The following is a 17444-nucleotide window of genomic DNA, read 5'->3' as shown; positions in this document are numbered from 1 at the left end:
CTTGACTGACAAATACATTGGAAACCCATGTTTGAATACAACGAGACCTTGGAGCAAGCTCGCCAGCGTAATATTCATGATGCGCTCATGGAAGATATGGGTACTGGTGACTGGACTGCCCTACTAGTGCCTAGTAAACCTGTTCATGCCCAACTCATCGTGCGTCAAGAAGCTGTTCTTTGCGGGGTTGATTGGTTTGAGGGCACACTCAAGACCTTAGATCCCTCAGCAGAAGTAACTTGGCATTATGAAGAAGGTTCTGTCATGCAGCCCGACATTACGGTCTGTGATATTCAAGCTAATGCGCGCGCCCTACTCTCTGCTGAGCGCCCTTGCATTAACTTTCTACAAACCCTTTCTTGGACGGCAAGTACTACCCGTCAGCACGTGAACGCTATCGCTGGTGTAAGTCCTAATCCACAGGGTTGCGCAGTCCTTGACACCCGCAAAACCATTCCGGGCTTACGCCAAGCGCAAAAATATGCCGTCACTATTGGGGGCGGACAAAATCAACGCCTGGCTTTATGGCATGGCATTCTGATTAAGGAAAATCATATCGCTGCAGCAGGTGGGATTAGCCTAGCCTTGAAGGCTGCAACTGCGCTTGACTCTGGTGTAGATATTCAGATTGAAGTAGAAAACTTGGCGGAGCTTGAAGAAGCGCTGGCGGCTGGGGCCAAAAGTATCTTAATTGATAACTTCACCACCGAACAAATGCAACAAGCAGTAGCGATCACCAATGGCAGGGCTCTGTTAGAAGCATCTGGCGGCATTAACTTAGATCAAATGCGAAAAATTGCTGCAACAGGGGTTGACCGTATCTCTCTAGGCAAACTCACTAAAGACATCATTGCGGTAGATTTTTCATTGCGCATTTTATGAGCTAGTGCACCTCAAGAAACGATGAGTTCAGAAACAACAAAGCCGCTCGAAAGCGGCTTTGTCTATGTTACTTAATAAAGCGAATGCGGTGAATTACCTATTAGCTATTAGCTATTACGTATTACGCTTTACGGCTTTTAGCAGCAGGCTTAGTTGCAGAAGACTGTGCGCCTTGAACGTTAGCCATCGCAGCATCAACACTCTTTTCAAAGTTGGTAAATGCATCAGCAGCAGATGCGCGTACTTGGTCGAATTGCTGAATAGAAGCATCAAACATGGATTTAAATGCAGATACAAAAGCTTCAGATCCTGCTGGGGCAGTCTTAGTCGCTTCTTTAACCATCTTTACCAAGTCAGCACGTGCGTCATCGATAGAAGCGTCAACTACATCAGCAACTTCTTTATTACTCTTGCGAATAACTTTACTTACTTTAGCTTGATACGCTGCAGCGTACTTAGCCGCTTCTTGAGCTGATTCAGGTTGAGCTAATTTAGCCAATTGCTGTGGGTCTTTAATAGCAAGTAACTGTGTTGTGCCATCTTGAGCAGCAGCAACAACATCTTTAGCGATTGCTTGGTTGATTTCAGCTAACTCTTGAGCACTTTGAACAGCTACTTGAGCTAAATGCTTAGCAGTTTCAACAGATTTAGCTTGGGCTTGTACTAACTGGTCATTCAATTGGTTCTGGAACATGATTTATCCTTAATTTGTAAAAAGTGATTAATTTGTTGCTATGCACCATTTTAGGATGGCAGTTTTGACAAATCAAGGATTATTTGTTGCGTTGCAATAAAACAGCGGAATTGAGCGTTTTTTCAATATAAATCTCATATTATGAAAAATAATGCGCTTAAACCAAGAAAATCTGCCTCATTATTGGCTTTTTGGGCCTGCTTCAAGCTATATCAAGCTATTTCCCTACGCTTGAAGTGACTTAAGCCCATGCATTGGGTTCATCTTCGGACCAATCTTCGCGCTAATCTTCGTGCCAATCTTCACTCTTACCTCTCTGCAATACTGTCCGATCCCTCAGCTTGTGGGGTCAAAATGGTTGGGTACGATACCGCCCAAGTACCAGGGTAGTCTCGACTGTAATGCAGCCCTCGACTCTCTCGACGCATTAAAGCAGAGCGCACAATCAGCTCGGCGCACTCCAGTAGATTTCTGAGTTCGATCAGATCTCGGGTCACCTTAAAGTTCGCGTAATACTCTTGCACTTCATAACGCAGTAATTTAATACGATGTAGTGCTCGCTCTAGGCGGCGATTGGTTCTCACAATGCCGACATAATTCCACATCAGCGAACGCAGTTCGTCCCAGTTGTGGGCAATGACCACCTGCTCATCAGCATCATCAACCTGACTTTCATCCCACAGGGGAAGCTTTGGAATGGCGGGGGTTTTGTTGCTACCAATATCCTTAGCAGCAGCTTTACCAATCACAATACACTCTAATAAAGAATTACTAGCTAAACGATTGGCGCCATGAAGACCGGTATAGGTTGCTTCGCCCACAGCATAAAGACCCTGTAAATCCGTTTTGCCTTTAAGGTCTGTCACTACGCCACCACAGGTGTAATGGGCAGCAGGCACTACCGGTATCGGGTCTTTTGTAATATCTAAGCCCAAAGTAAGGCAGCGAGCATAGATCATAGGGAAATGCTCTTTGATAAATGCCTCGCCTAAATGGGTCGCATCTAGATGCACGTAATCAAGGCCATGCTTCTTCATTTCAAAGTCAATCGCTCTTGCTACGATATCGCGTGGCGCTAGTTCATTACGCTCATCATGCTCTGACATAAAGCGCGTGCCATCCGGTAGCTTTAATAAACCACCCTCTCCACGCATTGCCTCAGTAATTAAAAAGGTGCGATCACTGGGGTGATACAAACACGTTGGATGAAACTGTATAAATTCCATGTTACCGATACGGCAACCAGCACGCCAAGCCATGGCAATGCCATCACCCGTAGCAGTATCTGGATTACTGGTGTAGCGATAAACCTTACCAACACCACCGGTTGCCAAGACAACCGATTTTGCTTCAATGGTTTCTACATGATTATTTTTAATGTCTAGGGCATAAACACCATAACAACGATTTGGTTTATTGCGCTGTGCTTTAGCATCTAACTGGCGATTGGTTATTAGATCAAGTGCAATCCAATGTTCGCGTAGTTCAATATTGATGTGCGCGCGAGCCTTATCTAATAAAACTTCATGAATCGCTTTACCGGTAGCATCTGCAGCATGGGCAATGCGGCGATGACTGTGCCCACCTTCGCGAGTCAGATGCAATCCCATGGGACCATTTTCATCAGGAGTAAAAGGAACGCCTTGCTCGACAAGCCAGCGTATTGCCTCAGCACTTTCTTCTGCAATATAGCGAGCGGTAGATTCCACTACTAGGCCAGCACCCGCATCTAGCGTATCTGCCACATGTGAATCAATGCTGTCATGCTCTTTATCCACTACACCGACAATGCCACCCTGGGCCCATGCGGTAGCTGCCTCACCAAGACCCCGTTTAGCCATAATGATGACCGGCTGAGTCTGGGCTAAATGGAGTGCCACCGTTAAGCCTGCTAAACCGGCCCCAATAATCAGGACGGGTAGTTCCGCCTTAGAGTCTGCGGTACTGTGTGGGTCTTTTGGGCTAGTCATACTCCATTCTAAAGGCTAATCCGGGAATTGATTTTGCTTGCCGCTCCCGTAATCCCCCGCAGTTTAGTCCTTAGCGGTTAAATCCTTAGCTGCAGAGTTTTTAGTAATGAAGCCAGCAAAAAATATGGCCACTCGAAAGTGGCCATATTGATAGGGGTGGTAATTGAACCTAGTGAGTTGCAACAACCTTCTGCCTGGCTGGGTCATTTGTCCCATAGCCAATAACCTGGGGAACTACGCCACCTTTACTGACTTTGACTGCACAGTACTTAAACTCTGGAATCTTGCCAAATGGATCCAAGGCGGCATTGGTGATCAGATTAGCGGCAGCTTCGTAGTAGGCAAACGGTATAAAGATCACGCCCCGTGGTGTGCCGTCGTCTCTACGCACATGGATGCCGACATCACCGCGTCGAGACTGAACAGTAATGACATCACCAGCCAATACGCCGAGTTGAGTCATATCCTCACCATTCATGGATACCGTCGCTAATGGCTCGATGGCATCTAATACCGTCGCACGGCGCGTCATACTGCCCGTATGCCAATGCTCTAGCTGACGACCGGTAATTAGTACAAACGGATACTCGGCATCAGGGCGCTCATCTGCTGGAATGATATCTGCTGGCACTAATTTCACTTTACCGTCGGCGGTATCAAACTTATCGTTAAAGACAATCGGGCGACCTGGATCTTCGGCTGATAAGCAAGGATAGGTAACGCTAGATTCTTTCTCTAAGCGCTCCCAAGTGATCCCGTTAATGGCCGCATGCATTGCTTGACGCATTTCGTCATAGACCGCTGCCACACCATCATCAGGTCCTTGGTAGTTCCAATTGAGGCCCATCTTCTTTGCAATCTCTTGAATAATCCATAAGTCTGCTTTGGCATCACCAGGAGGATTGATTGCCTTCTTGCCCATCTGCACCATCCGGTCTGTATTGCTTGCAGTACCGGCTTTTTCAGGCCAAGCACTGGCTGGGAGCACTACGTCCGCTAGCAGCGCAGTTTCAGTCATAAAGATATCTTGAACGACCAGTAACTCTAATGAGGCAAGCGCATGGCGTGCATGGTTCAAATCGGGATCACTCATCGCAGGGTTTTCACCTTCGACATACATGCCACGAATCTTATCGGGATCACTATCAGGAGCAGTGATTTTATGCATGATCTCGACCACGGTGTAGCCAGGCTTCTTATCTAGCGGCGTATCCCAAAACTTCTCAAACCAAGCATGCGCCTCTGGGTTATCAACACGTTGATAGTTCGGGAACATCATCGGAATCAATCCAGCGTCACTAGCACCCTGCACGTTATTTTGTCCGCGCAGTGGGTGTAAGCCAGATCCTGGTTTACCAATTTGACCTGTAATACTCACCAAGGCGATTAAGCAGCGCGCATTATCCGTACCATGCACGTGCTGACTAACACCCATACCCCATAGAATCATGGCTGACTTGGTAGTTGCAAACTCACGAGCTACTTCACGCAAAGTCTCCGCTGGAATGCCGCAGATTGGGGCCATTGCTTCTGGACTATAGCCCTTGATATTTTCTTTAAGCGCTTCAAAGTTATTAGCCCGATTCTCAATAAAATCTTTATCGGCTAGCCCCTCTTCAATAATCGTATAGATCATGGCGTTGAGCATCGCCACATCGGTATCAGGCTTGAACTGCATCGTACGCCAGGCATGCTTACTGATATCGGTCATACGCGGATCACATAAAACAATCTTCGCGCCCCGCTTGGCTGCGTTCTTGAACCATGTAGCCGCTACTGGATGATTCGATGTTGGATTGGAGCCAATCAAGAAAATCATGCTCGAATGCTCAACGTCATTCACTTGATTACTCACCGCACCAGAACCCACTCCCTCTAACAGTGCTGCAACCGATGATGCATGGCATAAACGGGTGCAATGGTCTACGTTATTGCTACCAAATCCAGTGCGAACCAGTTTTTGAAATAAATACGCTTCTTCATTACTGCCCTTAGCGGAACCAAATCCAGCCAATACTTTATTGCCGTACTGATCTTTTAGTTTCTTTAGGCCACCACCAGCGGCCTCAATGGCTTCTTCCCATGTTGCCTCACGGAAGATGCTGGACCAATCCTGAGGATTCTGCATCGCGTGTTCATCCTTAGGAACGCCCGCCTTACGAATCAGGGGTTTAGTTAAGCGCTGTGGACTATGAATATAGTCCATACCAAAGCGACCTTTAACGCATAGGCGATTGTGATTGGCAGGTCCATCACGACCATCTACGCTAACAATTTTTTCATCTTTGACGTTATAGGTAATCTGACATCCCACACCACAGAATGGGCAGACAGAATCGACCTTACGATCTACAGTCTGCGAGCCAATAAGGCCCTTAGGCATCAATGCACCGGTGGGACATGCCTGAACGCACTCGCCACAAGCAACGCAAGTACTATCGCCCATGGGGTCATTGAGATCAAAAACGATTTCACTATGGCCGCCACGCATGGCGTAACCAATCACATCATTGACCTGCTCTTCACGACAAGCACGTACGCAACGATTGCATTGGATGCAGGCATCTAAATTGACCGCCATCGCTGGATGCGACACATCATTAGCAACCTTTTCACGGCGGAGAGCTTTGAGCTCAGGACGTACTGTGACATCCATACGCGTTGCCCAGGTACTTAATTCACCATGTTGGTTTTTTTGCTCTTCTTCCTTACTGTCTCCAACCCACTTAAAACCTTCATCGGGCATATCAGATAACAACATCTCCAATATCAGCTTTTGACTCTTGAGCGCGCGTTCACTATTTGCTTTGACTTCCATACCAGGCGTAGCACTTCGGCAGCAACTGGGCGCCAAGGTACGCTCACCATTAATTTCTACGACACATGCTCTGCAATTGCCATCAGCGCGATAGCCATCTTTAAAACACAAATGGGGAATATCAATTCCATGGCGCTTAGCAGCCTTAAGAATTGTTTCGCCTTCGTAAGAAACAATGGTTTGTCCGTCAAGCTTGAACTCGACAGTTTGTAGCTCAAGTTCTTTAGGGTTTACTGGTGCGTTCATATTGGTCTATTAGCTCAGTTATTGGCTTAGTTATTAACTTAGTTACGCAACTTCTTGCGGGAAATATTTTGCGATACAACGAATGGGATTTGGTGCAGCTTGGCCTAAGCCGCAGATTGAAGCATCCACCATAACAACTGCGAGATCTTCTAGAGTGTCATGATCCCAAGTCTTCGCTTGCATCAACGTGGCTGCCTTACCGGTGCCCACACGACAAGGTGTGCACTGACCGCAGCTTTCATGTTCAAAGAAATGCATCACGTTTAAAGCCATATCGCAGGCTTTATCTTGATTGCTAAAAATCATCACTGCTGCTGAGCCAATGAAACAACCATAAGGCTGCAAAGTATCAAAGTCGAGTGGAATCTCGTTCATCGTTGCGGGCAAGATGCCGCCGGAGGCGCCACCTGGCAGATAGCCATAAAACTGATGGCCTTCTTGCATGCCACCACAATACTCATCGATCAATTCTTGAATAGTAATTCCGGCTGGTGCTAATTTGACGCCGGGCTCGTTCACGCGGCCACTCACGCTATAACTACGTAAGCCTTTGCGGTCATGACGACCAAACGCGCTAAACCACTCTGGACCGCGCTGAACAATATCGCGCACCCAGTACAAGGTCTCAAAATTATGCTCTAGCGTTGGGCGACCAAATAGTCCCACTTGCGCAATATACGGAGGACGCATACGGGGTTCACCGCGCTTACCCTCAATACTCTCAATCATGGCGGACTCTTCACCACAAATGTAAGCACCAGCACCACGACGCAATTCAATCAACGGCAATTTGAAGGGGGGATTGGCCTGGAGTTTTTTGAGCTCTAGCTCTAGCAACTCACGGCAACCATGGTACTCATCACGCAAGTAAATATAGCAAGCATCGATTCCGACTACGCTAGCGGCAATTAATAAGCCTTCTAAAAAGCGGTGTGGATCGCGCTCCAAATAAGTACGATCCTTAAATGTGCCCGGCTCACCCTCGTCAATATTGACAGCCATGAGTTTGGGGGCAATCTGATCTCTCACGATGCGCCACTTACGCCCCGCCGGAAATCCTGCACCACCTAAACCACGCAGGCCAGAGCTCTCCATTATTTTGATGATGCTTTCTGCATCAAGATGACTGCCGGCATTCGCATCAATAATTTGCTTTGCCAATGCATAACCACCAAGAGCTTTGTAAGCTTCGTAGCCAACATAATCGGGAGAGACCATTTGATCGTGACCCTGAGGTGAAATTCCTTTTTGGACAAAAGTAACTGGATCAAAGCTACCACTGTCTTTTGCTAGAGGATGCATCGTCATTTGATTATTGACTGCGGCTACAACCTTATCTGCTGTTGCGAACAACACTGGATATTGATGTACTGCAACAGCTGGAGCCTGCTCACAACGACCAATACAAGGAGCGGCAATGACTTTGACTTGAGGATTCCCTAAAATTGCGGGTAACTTCGCTAACAGGTTTTGTGCGCCCGCTAGTTCACAGGCAATTCCATCGCATACACGTACTGTAATGTCAGCAACAGGATCACTGCCACGCACAACTTCAAAGTGGTGATAGAAGGTAGCCACCTCATAGACTTCAGCCATTGGCAGATTCATTTCTTTTGCCAGGGCCACTAAATGTCGATCATGCAAGGCGCGGTACGCATCATTGAGTTTATGTAAATTTTCGATCAACAAATCACGACGTTGTGAGTCAGCGCCAATAAGCTCACGAACTTCCGCTAAAGAAACGTCGTCTGCTTGACGGCCCTTAAGCTTACTTTTACGACGAATGGTTTCCCTTAAGTCATCTACCGTTGCTACAGCAATTGCTTTGACTTCATTCGAAGGGTTCGGGTGATTCATAGTATTTAATCTCTAGTGTTTAGTCGCAACAGTTAGTGCCGGCCGTACTGCTCATGTTTTCGCTGATGTTATTTCTCTCAATAAAGCAATCTAAAGGGCTCGCAGACTTCCAATCAGTGCAAGCACAAGCAGTTACTTTATATAGGAGATCCCCAAATCATGAATGATTTTGGGTTATTTCGGGCTTTTAGTCCTTGACGGCGCTCAAGGGTTTAAACCAAGGGTTTACCCTAGTTTAGATGACCGAAGGTGATGGCTTGTCGCCAGGCGGCAATGAATAGTCCAGCTTTCGCTCATAAACACGCGCTTTGAAGCAATCCTGATAGCCTTTGCTGCCAATTTGCCAACCAATCGAGGTGCAATCAGCCTGGGCTGCTGATTCGATAGTGCCGCAACCAGATATAACAGCACTGGCAATCAGAACAAGGGTAGCTAAGGGGCGCAATTTAAATGAATTCATACCCCAAGTCTACTTGATTCTGACTTCGACTTCGAGAGGAACACCCTCTTTTTTGGCATCTATTGCCCTGACCTCACCCAAACTAATCTGATCTCTTAGGCCTGGGTTATTTTTCACCATTAAATCCAGTGCTAGCTTTGCGCGCTTACCTGCAAGGGCTTTAAGCTCCAGATCGCCCACTGGAACACTAGCAATCAGCTCTGCATGCAAGCGCTCATTGCGAGTCTCGCCTTCCGGCAGCGTGAGCAAGCGTTGCCCCAGTGTAATTCTGCCCACATATTGCGCATAAGCTGACCTTAGGCCCGCCTGAGTTTTAGGATCCGCAAGATTGAGTGTCGGAACAGCCTCGTTCAATGCAATGGTGATGCCAGCCCCCTTCAAAATAGCTGTATTTGCTATCGCCTGAGCCAACGCCGTCTTATCTTGTTGCGGATCATAAGTTCCTGCAAGCTCCAGACTTGCATGGGGTTTCTTAACCAAGAAATCTCCAAAGCGCTCTAGTCGATCTTGATCTTCTGGCAAATAGACCGCCTGACCTAGTAGCGCATTGATGCCCTGATCTGCGCCCATCCCTAAGAGTGCAGCAAGCGCCCGAAAGGGTGCACTCGCGACATTACTCAGTACATTAGTTATTGCCTGCCACACCAAACCACTCGCGCTGAACTCTGGTGAATCCACATTACCCGCAATATTGATAGTGAGATCGATCGTATCGTCAGAATCTTCCAATAAGGCAATCGCCAAACCTAAGGGTAATTTTTTTCCTTGAAAATCAGCTACCTCTTCACCCAACTCGACCTTCTTAATCACAATCTGATTGCTACCGTTGAGCTCACCCTCTTTGGCCTGGTAGTGCAGATTGAGATTTAAACGACCGGCAGTAATTTGATGGCCAGCAAAAGTCATGACTGCGGGATTAAAGGCGTTAAGCGGTAAATTTTTAAAGCTCAGCGTGACATCATTATTGCGACGGGGATCATCAAAAGAAACCTGGCCCTTCATTCGCATAGATCCCGAACGTGCAACGATGCCATCGACATCGATCGCAGCAGAGGCACCTGCGGCATTGCTCACGCCAGATAAGGTGGCCTTAAATCGCCTGACATCCACCTCTAAATTGGGACGCATAGCCAAGCTTGCAAAAGCCATTTCTCCATCACTGAGCTTAATGGTGTTAACGCGATATTGAAACGCCGATTTTTGTGGGGCCGCCTTCTCGACTGCTGGTTGCGCTACTGCTTCACCATCAAGCTGTGCGCCCTCAGAGCTAGCAAACAAACGCCTAAAATTAGAGAAGCCTTTTTCATCAATCTCAAAACGCAAAATGGGCTGACTCACTAGCAGCTCATCCACCGTAAAGCTGGATCCCCCACTTTGGGAGCTTTGATAAGAAAAGCGATGAATGTCTCCCGCCTTCCAAGAAATCAGGGCCTGCTTCTGACCGGACTCCCCAATATCGACATCGAGCAAATGCAGGTCTCCAGACACTTGAGTCTGGGGGCCTTTAAGCTCGACTAGCAGCTCAGCTTGAATGACGCCGCCTCGACTCTGCAGCGCTTTATTAGCAGGAAGCAAGTGAATAAATGGAGCGATAGATACATTTTGGACCCTCACCTTTCCGGAGATGCTCTGATCCCCCTTGAGGTCCCAACGCGATTGAATCAAACCATCATCGATCTCTAGATCAATTTGAGCCCCCATTGTCTCTGCTACCGAATTATCGAGCGAACCCTGAATGGCAACTCGCTTAAAGGCGATTTTTTTATTCAGATAAGGTAAGGTAAATTGCAGTGCGCCCAGGTTTAGGCCGTATTGGCCACGCACACCATTGACATCGCCATGTCTATCGTAGTTTGCAATATCCAATAGCTCGATAGAGAGCGGTTTGAACTTTTCATTTAACTGAGTAAGCGAGTCAATTAGGGTCAAAGAGGCATTGCTCACTCTAAATTCATCTACAGAGATTTTTAGCTTACTTTTTAACTTACTGTTAGGCTCACTGGCATCGGGTGGTGGAAGGCTCTGATTGACTGCGGAAATAAATGCTTGCCAATTCCACTGGGGCACCTCACCTTTAGCGGTCAATTTTTCTAAGTGCCATTGGGGCTGATCTAAGAAAACCTCATCAAAACCCAATTCACCACGGACCAGTCGCGACCACTTGAGCATGACAACGAACTTTTCCAAGTCTAGCAACTGTTGATGGCGAGCATCGGCAATGTGCAGGCCATCCACTTCTATCCGCAGACGCAGCGGGGAAAGGCTCAGATCGCGATAGCTGATTTCATAGCCAATTTTTTGACCATATTCTTCTACTGCATTTTTGAGAGCTGTCGGCACAAAAAGATAGCAGGCTGACCAGAATAAGAAAGCAAGGACACAAAGTGTGCCGGCGATTCTGAAACCCCACAAACGGATCAATGCCATGATCAATGCCATGATTGATCCCAATAAAAACATATTCGATTCATTACATCATCATTTCATAGCGACCGATTTTCATCGCTCAATTTGCCAGCCCAACAGCATTGGGCTAAACCAAATTGAATTACGCTGGAGGAAAGCCTACTTTTTGTGCCCACATATTATTAAAGACGTGGATGACGGGCTTTTCATAAACACCTGCCTTGGTGTAAGGCTCATCTTGAAGCCAAGCATCTAAATCCGCCCTGCTTGGAAAATCCATGGCTAACAAACTGCCAACCGTTATCTTGCCATCTTCCGAAGTGAGCGGCCCAGCAAATGACATTTGCTCTGCTTTAGTCGCCAAATAAGCGCGATGTTCAGGACGGACTTGAATGCGTAAGTCAGCGGTTCCAGGGCGATCCATTAATAGAATTGAGAAGATCATATCGATTGTCCAGTGCGGTTTAAAAAGCGTATTTCATTAAGCCAAATATTACAGGAGGTGAGCCCCTACGCTCAGTAAGGAGGGGTTTACCGACCGCCATTGCAATAAACCCCAGGCCTTTATTAACGGCGTGCTTCACATTTGCTTGAGTTGATTGAAGTTGCTTGGTATTTACAAGCAAGATGCGTTTAAGTCGATCGTTACATCGTTACAATTATTTCCCGATCGGGAATATATACCTATAATTTAGGCGTCAAAATCAACCAATTTCCAATAATTCAATATTCATGGGCACACAAATACAAAACTCCTTAGATCTAGGTCGCATGGTGCGTGAAACGCGCAAGCGCTTGAAATTGACTCAACCACAGCTGGCACTAGCTGCTAACGTGGGAGTGAGGTTCATTGTTGAGCTCGAAGCTGGTAAGTCTACCCTTAGATTGGAGAATATTCTGAGAGTGTTACAGGCCTTAGGTGGTGTTTTGAGTGTAGAGGGCATGGATTCCTTTATTAGCAATACCCAAGCAGAAGCGCCCCAGTAAATCACCACTCAATGAAAAAGGCCTTCGATGAGGAAGGCCCTGTAAGCAAAGACCTTATTCAATAAATGAAGGTTAACTACCCCTTCCAATCTTCATAAAGTTCTTTGTCATTTCTTTGTACATCTTCAAAGTCAGCGGGGTCGGCTCAAGGTACTTCACACGACCATCAACAGCGTCTGGAAGGACGGACAAATTTCCTTTTTTGATCAAGGACTTGACAATTCCATGAAGGGTAGCTGGAGAAGCAAAATCTTTAAGGGCTAGCACATCTGACACCCGCATTTTTTGGCTACGAATGTGTGACTGAGATATCACTCTAAGAATAAAGCACTCTCGTTCGTTGATACCGTATTTTTTATGAACAGCGTCTTTTGACTCCATAAATAAAAAATACTCAAACCCGATAGCATTTAAAGCTATTAATGCTTTCATTTGTCTCCTTATTTGAAGGTTTTTTTAGTTATCCGAACCTTACCCGCTTTATTTTTTATTACCAATGACTGCTGACAAATTCATTCACTTCATGAGTATAAACCCCCACAAGAGTTACCCTAGCCCCCCCCCTCAGCACTTGTAATTCTACTAATAAGACGTTAGGATCGAAAGTACTAATAAAAATTAAAAACTTAATAAATGCTGAATTACTTGAAACAACTTATTTTCCCCTCAACCTATTCTTTTAGCATTGTTGGGGCGGATCATGAGAACAACTTTATAACTGTTGAAGATAGAGTTTTAGGATTCAAAAAAGATGTGGGATGGGGAAGTAAGAAGCTCAAGCATTCCAAGATTATTGGCGAGTATGAAGTTTTGTTTACCTATGCCGATGGGTCATCCAAGATTGTCAAATTTCTTCATTAAGCAATTTACTTTTCACTGCAAAATAAAGCTCACCATCCGAAGATTCTTCTTTCATGGCCTATATAGAATGGGTCGCCGACCTTTTTAATCTATTTAAAGGGCTCACCTAAACCATCTCCAATAAACCATCTCCAATCGGTTCTAGCCGCATCTACCAGCATTGGATGTAAATCTGATCTGTTTTTTATTTCTTTAGGGCCTGATACACACCCTGCCAGGTAAATTTTATATCTGATGCCGGCCGACAAGCACTCAGCACTGCTCTAACGCTTGTAGTTAATTTAATGCCCGTTAAAGATAGGCAATAGTCACATACGGCCCTCGAAATTCCTCAACCCCCCGTCACCCTCTTCACCCTCCTCACCGCTCCTAAACTGCACTGTTTGGGCTGCTTGGAACATTAAGTCCGGCCACCCATCTATTTTGTTGAATCACTCACCAGACTGGCTAACTGATTTAACGACTACCTTTTAAAGCTGACTGATGGATGGTGAAACCCAATCCCTACGAATGCATAAAGTAATAGCGCACCCTTCTTCCTTGCACCTTAAATCTTCAGCGAAAGTAAAGTAAAGTAAAGTAAAGCATCACTTCTAAACCATTTACGCTGTCAACAACATACTTTCTCAGCGCCACAACATGATGGTTTATATACATCCCTATGCAGGGTTGGCACCCCAAGCCTGCATTATTTTGACCATCGCTAGCGTATCTTGTTTGCAGTACTCAAGCATGGCTTGTTTTATTGCTTCTTTTTGTTCTTTATTGGTTTGTGCATGAACAGCACGCTTATACGCATCTTGCGCCATTCCGCCATTACTGATCTCTAGGTTTGAATAATTTAGCTCTGGATCTATAGTCGGCAATACTGCCTTGATAGACCAAGAGCCTTTCATCTCTGGATGGTAATAGTGGTTTCTTGCCAATGGTAAGAGATCGAAAAAGCGCTCTTTAATAGCTAGTAGTTCATCAGATAGTTCTGGGTAGGTATCAGCCAGCCCTTGAATTTTGCCCCCTTCAAATCCAGCGTTGTAGACCACAATGGGGCCCTGCTTACCTGCCACTTCAATGAGTGTTTTGGCAAATGCTTCTCTTGGGTCACTGCCGCTTAGATCTAAAAACTCTTTATGGGTAGTGGCTCCATCTGCCTGCTCGATGTGGCATGACCACTGAAAGGGCAATTGCACATAAGGACGTGTGCCTGCCCAGATGGGTACCGCAAAACCAATGGTTTCAAAATCAAGGTAATAGCGGGGGTAAGGTAATGCGTTTATTTGATCGGTAGCTTCTTGATCTAAGGTGGCTTGACCACTGAGCGTAACTGCATGCACTTTAAGGTGTTTGGGGTTAGTCAATCGTTTAGCAGGTACACCGCGTAGATCTTTGTATCCATCGGCTCTTAACTCTGCTGCAATGGCTTTACCAAAGGGTAAGATCTCTACTGGGTACTCAACGCCCTCTTCTGGTGGGCTGCAGTGTTCCATGAAATCACAAGCAAAGGGTTTAGTGCATTGCTCACCCGGCTGTATATCTGGCTCTTGTGTAGCGCTTAGAGTCTTTTTTGCAGAGTCTACCCAAGCCTGCACTTGGGGAAGGTTAGCTTCTACCTGGCTAGTTAGGTCGGCCTCTTCAAAAAGACCGATGTACTTACCGTCGCCTTGGTATACGAATTGATTATTGATATAGGCTAGAGCTGTTGCACTTGGTGGGTGCCCTGCTTTACTCATTACCCAAGCCTGCACTGCTGCATCTTCCACGTGATAGGGCTTTACCCCAGTTGAGGACTTCACTTCTACCAGCCGATAGCTTTCTTGGTCCGGCAATAGTAAATCCGCCCGAATTAAAACATCTTCTTCAAAGAAGGCGGCTTCAAATATGGGCTTGTGATCATCTAATGCCTTTTTTGTGAGCTCAATAGAATCCTTTTTATTTAGGGTATCTATCAAAAACCCATCAGGGTAGTTGTGACGGGCAATATCACCTACAAGATTGCCTTCATTGAGTCTGACTTGGGTAGCTTCACTAATGCTAATGAGCTCAGGGCGATTGACTTGTAACCATAGGCGCTTGGGGCACTGACGATGCGCGATGATTTTTGATTTACTGAGACTTACCATGGGTGTTTTTCTTTAACCTTAGCGCGGCTTTGACCGTCGATTGCGTTTTTCAAACTCAATTGCTTCTTGCTGGAGTACTCTGTCTTGCTCTTTTTGTTTGCTCTTTTTGTTTGCTCTTTTTTTTGCTCTTTTTTTCTAACTGCTTAATAAGATCTCTGCCTGTAGAAATTGATTAGTCAGCCAGCAATGAAGCCAACGATGGCTTAACTTTCTTCTGGGTCTCGCTCATAAACAACTTCTAAAGGTCTTGTATTCAACTTTGAGTATGCCTTAAAGCCCTATCTAGCCTCCTCAACAAATTTAATAAGAGATCATATTCAAATAATCCATTGAGAAAAATCGCAGTCTTCTTTCTGCTTTCAAATATCGTGACTGCAAAAATTTGTTAAATCCAATCGCTAGTAGATGACTCATCACGCCCCCACATCGCTATACATAAAAAACAGAAGTTATCTCATATCGTGAAATCACATTAGCGTATGCTGGTTATAGGACTATTTCTTTATAAGCATCCTAGAAAACATCAATATGAAAACTCAAATTGGACTCAATTCAAAATCTGTATCGGCATTAGACAGCCTGACCCTAAAAGAGGTTGGCGAAGTAATGGGTGTTACGCGCGAAAGAATTAGACAGGTGGAAGTTAAGGCGCTCATTAAGCTGCGAAAGAAATTAGGACTTAGAAACATTAGATGTATGAATCAGATTCTTTAACCTTAGAGGAATTAATAAAAACATGACGCATTTAAATGACCCAGCAGAAAACGAAGATTTTGATTATTCCCAAGGCGAAGGGAGAATAGCTCGATTTAAAGCAGCCAGAGCTATCTTAAACGCACAAATACAAGCAAAAATTACAGAGAGGACGCAAGAGCCCAGAAAGATTGTTTGCCATCATCCGCCAATTCCACCAGGATTTTTTAATACCAATGATTGAATACCAAGATTACATGCGGTCAAGAGATAAATATTTATAAGATGGAATAAAAAAAGAAATGCGCCTTTATGCAGATAATTGTTGAAACCTTCAGAGCCGTCAAGGAAAATTCTGGTTCAAGTATTCGCGTTAGACCCCTGCCTGGGCAGGGATTTGCCTCTGGCATGAGAGTTGAATGCTCAAAAGCCATGAGAACGGCCTTCCCAATTGGGCAATTATTTTCTATACGGGTATCGGTGATATCAAAAGAAGGTGGCCCTGATTTTTTATATAGCTACTACGGCGATCCATGGAGTCCAATTAGCCCACCCCCTTTGGGGTGCCCTTGACGAAATGACGTTGTTATTTGACCTAAAACCCCTCCTTCTTATATCTATTTGATACCTATGGGTATCATTTTATTTAATTAATTCATACTTATAAGTTACAATTAGATATAAAAATTAATACCTATAGGTATCAATATGAACAAGAAATTCGCCAACTTACAACTCTACCAAATGGATTTAGCCCTTACTAAGTTAAGGGATGCTCGCCTCCCAAGCCCCCCAAATAATGGGTGGGTTAAGGCTATCCGTGAATCTTTGGGTATGTCAGCCTCTGCACTCGCTCGCAAGCTTGGTGTTACACCTGCCAGCATTAGCAAGCTTGAAAAGGCAGAAGCTGATGAAAGGACCACTTTAGCTAGCCTGCGCAAGCTAGCTAATGCCTTAGATTGCGAGTTGCAATACGCCTTAGTACCGCGCAAGTCTTTAGAAAAAATCTTGGAAGATCGCGCCATTACGGTTGCGCGTGAAAGACTGCGCCCTATTTCTCACTCAATGAGTCTAGAGGATCAGTCGGTAGAAAAGTTCGCTAGTGAGAAGCAACTGCAACTACTGGCAAAAGAGATATTAGACGGCCCCAGAAGGAACTTATGGTGATGCAGTTTGAATATGTGCCAGGAGCCACTCCGATTGAAATCGTACTTTTTACTTTAATAAATTTAGCTTACTGGTCCACCTTACTCCAGTAAAAGACATACTGAGGCAATGTTTTGGTGGTGGGTACAGTGGTGGGTACAGAGCCCTGAAAAAGAAAGAGCCCCGTGGATAGGGGCTCTTAGGGTGATACTGGCGGAAGAGGCGGGATTCGAACCCGCGGTAGGCTATAAACCTACGCACGCTTTCCAGGCGTGTGACTTAAACCGCTCATCCACCCTTCCGAAGC

At 45.6% G+C, this 17444-nt stretch carries 14 protein-coding genes and 1 tRNA gene; 5 read left to right on the top strand and 10 right to left on the bottom strand.

Features of this window, described 5'->3' with window-relative positions; all coding sequences use genetic code 11:
* Positions 1-27: 27 nt before the first annotated feature.
* Positions 28-882, top strand: coding sequence for a carboxylating nicotinate-nucleotide diphosphorylase (gene nadC / locus QUD86_RS03035; protein WP_286297945.1), 855 nt, complete (start codon positions 28-30; stop codon positions 880-882).
* 121 nt (positions 883-1003) lie between these two features.
* On the opposite strand, the gene QUD86_RS03030 is transcribed toward nadC, so the two are convergent.
* The 7 genes from QUD86_RS03030 to QUD86_RS03000 all read right to left on the bottom strand — a co-directional run bounded on the left by QUD86_RS03030 (position 1004) and on the right by QUD86_RS03000 (position 11778).
* The gene (locus QUD86_RS03030; protein WP_286297944.1) at positions 1004-1576 is read right to left on the bottom strand and encodes a phasin family protein; all 573 of its coding nucleotides are present in this window, start codon (positions 1574-1576) and stop codon (positions 1004-1006) included.
* A 308-nt stretch (positions 1577-1884) separates the two neighbouring features.
* Positions 1885-3546: an L-aspartate oxidase gene (gene nadB, locus QUD86_RS03025; RefSeq protein ID WP_286297941.1), complete on the bottom strand. Its 1662-nt coding sequence runs from the start codon at positions 3544-3546 to the stop codon at positions 1885-1887.
* Positions 3547-3715: 169 nt separating this feature from the next.
* Complete coding sequence (fdhF, locus tag QUD86_RS03020) at positions 3716-6610, bottom strand: formate dehydrogenase subunit alpha (RefSeq protein WP_286297940.1); 2895 nt, start codon at positions 6608-6610, stop codon at positions 3716-3718.
* A 42-nt stretch (positions 6611-6652) separates the two neighbouring features.
* Positions 6653-8467 carry an NADH-ubiquinone oxidoreductase-F iron-sulfur binding region domain-containing protein gene (locus tag QUD86_RS03015; protein WP_286297938.1) on the bottom strand — a complete coding sequence of 605 codons (1815 nt, stop codon included), beginning with the start codon at positions 8465-8467 and terminating at the stop codon, positions 6653-6655.
* A 235-nt stretch (positions 8468-8702) separates the two neighbouring features.
* On the bottom strand, positions 8703-8927 hold the full coding sequence (locus QUD86_RS03010; RefSeq protein WP_286297935.1) for a hypothetical protein: 225 nt from the start codon (positions 8925-8927) through the stop codon (positions 8703-8705).
* Positions 8928-8936: 9 nt separating this feature from the next.
* Complete coding sequence (locus tag QUD86_RS03005) at positions 8937-11366, bottom strand: DUF748 domain-containing protein (protein WP_286297932.1); 2430 nt, start codon at positions 11364-11366, stop codon at positions 8937-8939.
* A gap of 109 nt (positions 11367-11475) precedes the next feature.
* Entirely contained in the window at positions 11476-11778 is a 303-nt protein-coding gene (locus tag QUD86_RS03000; protein ID WP_286297930.1) for a YciI family protein, read from the bottom strand.
* A 287-nt stretch (positions 11779-12065) separates the two neighbouring features.
* Here QUD86_RS03000 and QUD86_RS02995 point away from each other — a divergent pair, with 287 nt between their 5' ends.
* Positions 12066-12320, top strand: coding sequence for a type II toxin-antitoxin system Y4mF family antitoxin (locus QUD86_RS02995; RefSeq protein WP_286297928.1), 255 nt, complete (start codon positions 12066-12068; stop codon positions 12318-12320).
* A 72-nt stretch (positions 12321-12392) separates the two neighbouring features.
* Here QUD86_RS02995 and QUD86_RS02990 read toward each other — a convergent pair whose 3' ends face one another.
* Complete coding sequence (locus QUD86_RS02990) at positions 12393-12752, bottom strand: winged helix DNA-binding protein (protein WP_286297927.1); 360 nt, start codon at positions 12750-12752, stop codon at positions 12393-12395.
* A gap of 1088 nt (positions 12753-13840) precedes the next feature.
* Entirely contained in the window at positions 13841-15298 is a 1458-nt protein-coding gene (locus tag QUD86_RS02985; protein WP_286297925.1) for a DUF2779 domain-containing protein, read from the bottom strand.
* A 528-nt stretch (positions 15299-15826) separates the two neighbouring features.
* On the opposite strand from QUD86_RS02985, the gene QUD86_RS02980 reads away from it, so the two are divergent.
* The 3 genes from QUD86_RS02980 to QUD86_RS02970 all read left to right on the top strand — a co-directional run bounded on the left by QUD86_RS02980 (position 15827) and on the right by QUD86_RS02970 (position 17158).
* Positions 15827-16012 carry a sigma factor-like helix-turn-helix DNA-binding protein gene (locus QUD86_RS02980; protein WP_286297923.1) on the top strand — a complete coding sequence of 62 codons (186 nt, stop codon included), beginning with the start codon at positions 15827-15829 and terminating at the stop codon, positions 16010-16012.
* A 22-nt stretch (positions 16013-16034) separates the two neighbouring features.
* Positions 16035-16235 (top strand): hypothetical protein, encoded by a 201-nt coding sequence (locus QUD86_RS02975; protein WP_286297921.1) that lies wholly within the window; start codon positions 16035-16037, stop codon positions 16233-16235.
* 464 nt (positions 16236-16699) lie between these two features.
* Positions 16700-17158: a mobile mystery protein A gene (locus QUD86_RS02970; protein ID WP_286297920.1), complete on the top strand. Its 459-nt coding sequence runs from the start codon at positions 16700-16702 to the stop codon at positions 17156-17158.
* Between the two features lie 190 nt (positions 17159-17348).
* Here QUD86_RS02970 and QUD86_RS02965 read toward each other — a convergent pair.
* A tRNA-Ser gene (locus QUD86_RS02965) sits at positions 17349-17439 on the bottom strand.
* Between the last annotated feature and the right edge of the window lie 5 nt (positions 17440-17444).

Source organism: Polynucleobacter sp. TUM22923 (assembly GCF_030295705.1).
Classification (GTDB): domain Bacteria; phylum Pseudomonadota; class Gammaproteobacteria; order Burkholderiales; family Burkholderiaceae; genus Polynucleobacter.
The sequence above is the reverse complement of the archived record's forward strand: the minus strand, read 5'-3'. Positions and strand labels throughout refer to the sequence as shown.